At 42.7% G+C, this 3,350-nt stretch carries 3 protein-coding genes; 1 reads left to right on the plus strand and 2 read right to left on the minus strand.

Annotation, left to right across the window (positions count from 1 at the left end; genetic code table 11):
• Positions 1-2,247 (minus strand): LodA/GoxA family CTQ-dependent oxidase (locus G4P69_RS36380; protein ID WP_208354737.1); only part of this gene is annotated, 2,247 nt, incomplete at its 3' end.
• A gap of 174 nt (positions 2,248-2,421) precedes the next feature.
• Positions 2,422-2,865 (minus strand): IS200/IS605 family transposase, encoded by a 444-nt coding sequence (gene tnpA / locus G4P69_RS36385; RefSeq protein ID WP_208346111.1) that lies wholly within the window; start codon positions 2,863-2,865, stop codon positions 2,422-2,424.
• 21 nt (positions 2,866-2,886) lie between these two features.
• Between tnpA and G4P69_RS36390 the strand changes: the two genes are divergently transcribed.
• The coding region (locus G4P69_RS36390) for a helix-turn-helix domain-containing protein (RefSeq protein ID WP_243903166.1) at positions 2,887-3,350 on the plus strand (464 nt) is incomplete at its 3' end.

Consider the following 3,350-nt stretch of genomic DNA (forward strand, 5'->3'; position numbering starts at 1 on the left):
CTGTGCAAGGGATATTTTACTGAGGCTAGTCGGTGACTTGAATTCTTTATCCCAGTCATTCACGAAATTGCCATTAACCCAATACTCCATTAGCTGCATCCGCACTTTTGATAAAGCCAGATTGTTTCGGGGAGAGTCCGCAGGTGCACTACCATAGGCGTCACCATAAATCCATGGCCAATTACTGCGATCGCTACTTTTAGTATCTGCTGGACGAAACATATTAAATATGATCTGGCGTAACTCCCGATATGGATCATTATCAGCTTCTGGTGCATGGGCAAGCTTAGCGATAAAATGAGGGTCGGTAAAATCCATAGGGCTGCCTTTGCCAAATAGAGTCGCAAACCCTTTATTGACCCACTGTAAATTCGACAACCGAGATAAAATTGGCAAAATATCCTTCGCGAAGGAAGCCTGTGTGGGCATTGACATCCAGCCGCATTCTACATAAGAATCGACGAGTAAGTCATAGAGTGTGCGCCATCCAATAATATCAGGCGCATAGTTAGGTGGACCAACAATCACCCAACTTGATTCAATAGGAATTTCTCGGCCAGCAATATTTACCTTAGCACTGACAGGACCATCAGAAATATCATCAAACCATCCATCTGCATTGTTAAAGCTATTGGAATTATTAGGATCATAGATGGGTGTTCCTTCAGGAGACCCAGATTTGCCAAACCCTCCTAAGACTAATAAATGCCCATTTGCGTCTGTTCGTAACTCACCCAAGGGCACTGTAACATCCATGAATTTACCGTTGTCAAACTGGTAAGCTGCACCCGATGTATTACTTCCTGTGATTGTTCGTGTTCCAGGATCGATTGCTAGCTTTTGTCGTTTTTGTACTTTTGGATTACGGAGCCCAATTGAGAGATCTTTGGTTTCGGGAATATCAAGGGCAGCTTGAAACTGATACCACTCGGCCTTGCGATTAGCAAGATGTACAGTCCACTCTATATCTGCATTATTGCTGTTAAGTTCTCCAACTACTTCACCAGCTGCATTGTAACCATAAATTCGGAATCGAGCAGCTTGGCGTTTTATCGCTCCTTTTTCATCACGGATATTTCCATGAGTTGGATCTATAACCTCTGGTCCAATGTAGTACCCATCTTCAGCAGTACTGTTTCCCACACGTGCTACCCCAATCCCTGGATGAATGGCTGCGCGAACAATATATCTGTCCTTTCCATCAGGCCAAACGGTGCTTGGTCGAATTTCTTGTGGTTCTCCAATAGGTTCCCCATTTACGTTACGTCTGAGTCTTGCTGAAGCTTGGTAGACAATTTTTCGAGCCTCTGCAATACTGCCGATTGGTTGATGAGCCGCTAGAGTGCGCCACGGGTTAAACGAAAGTGTTTCACCATATGCTGCTTGACCACGAGCGTTGATATTTTGAGAGGGAAGAATTAATGTAGCAACGTGAATGGGTGGCGATGAAGTTTCAGACCAGCGAACGGTAGCGCGATCAACAGGCATTGTTTCGGGGTCACCTTGCAACTGAACTAAAAACTTTAGTCGTGCTTCGCCGCCAGAAAGTCGCTGTGCCAGATCGGCATGTAAATAATTGGGATCGTCGTAATTAGGCTCAAGTCCTGGGGGAACTATTTCTGGCTCTAATTTATACTTACAAAAATGATGCTCTCCAAAATGAAAGGGCATCGCGCTCCATAGATCGGTTTCTAGGACAGAAGGCACGATCTTCTCCATTTCATTGAGAATTTCTTGGGTTTTGGGGTGTGTTTTTAACCATTCCTCTGCTGCTTCTTTACCAGTTAAGGAAGCTTTTGTAAATGCACACATTTCATATGCATTATCTACAAAAAAGACATCTATGTTTTGCAATAGCAGGTCAATGGTAGGAGCATGTTCGTCCGGAGGGAGAATTTTTTTTCCTGGGACGCCAAAAACTTTAATACCAATACCCACTGTACTTTTTATATCAGGTATACCATCTGGTATATCACTTGCATAACGTACCCAAACCGGGTAAGATGTGGCTTGGCTAAACAAACCAACCCGCAAGTGTTCAGGTAGATTAGGAATAATTTGTAAGTGTCCGTGGGCTACGCCATGTAAACGTAGAAAAACGGGACGACGGGCTGGACATTGACCTTGCTGAATTCGTCCCATCTGAACCATCTCAACAAACATTTGTTCAAGGCAACCGATGGGGTCAGACTCGCAATCGCACATGGGTACAGTATTAACACTTGCAGAGCTTGGAGGTTGTCGCATAACAGAACCTTACGTACGTAAAAAATGTGATTTATTTTACATCAAAATAAATCGCTTCCTTCTGATTTTCTTGTTTAGCTAGCTAGCCAGAAGCCCCAGGTCTTACCCGAAGGGAAGCGTGGGATGAATGGCGAGGGGATGAGGAAGGCACCCCCGACTATAGCTGACCATCGCTCAGCCAGGAAGCGGGGTGGCTGACGAATTCCCAGGAGCTGGACGGTCTTGGCTTTCAATGTATTGGCGCAAAGTTGTAATGGTTACTCCACCACAGCTTGCTACAAAATAAGATCCATTCCAAAGAACATCCTTTGAGTAAAAATAGCTCAAATGCTGAGCAAACTCTTGTCTAATTCTACGAGAAGTAGTTGACTTAATATTGCCAACCAATGTACTTAATTGTAAGTCTGGATGGTATTGAAAAAGTATGTGAACATGGTCTTCTTCCCCATTAAACTCAATTAACTTGCAATCCCATTTAACCAATAAATCTTCAAGCATAATGTGCAAGCGCTTTAACATACCATCAGTTAAAGCTTTGCGACGATACTTTGTAGTCAACACTAAATGAACTTTAAGGTCACTGATTGACCGACCTTTTGAAACAAAATCATCTTTCACAACTTTTTCGGGAGCTATGTTATGCTAAGTGTAGTCAATTATATCAACACTCATTTTAAGGAGATAAGAAGATTGCTGCTAAATCACCAATGCAGAGCTTATCCAGAAACACCGCAAAAAATACAATTAAATAGCTGGCTAAGAACATCTCAGTATTGGTACAACTGGCAACTAGGAGATAGGTTTGATTGGTGGGAGAAAAATAGGGATTACCCGTTGTTTCCGCAAGGAGACTTTTGCTATATCTCGTGTTCGTTACCACCAGTAGAGTTAAGGGATAATCCAAACTTTTACAGTCAAAAGAAACTATTACCAGAAATAAAGGAAGACCTTGTTAAGGTTGGTCATTCTGGGGAATTACTGGATTTTAAATCTGTACCATCTCAAACACTGCAAGACGTTTCAAAACGCGTTGAGCTAGCGTTTAACAGATTCCTTAAAGGCGATAGCAACAGGAAGAAAAGTGGTAAACCCAGATTTAAGAA

The organism is Aetokthonos hydrillicola CCALA 1050, assembly GCF_017591665.1.
GTDB lineage: Bacteria > Cyanobacteriota > Cyanobacteriia > Cyanobacteriales > Nostocaceae > Aetokthonos > Aetokthonos hydrillicola.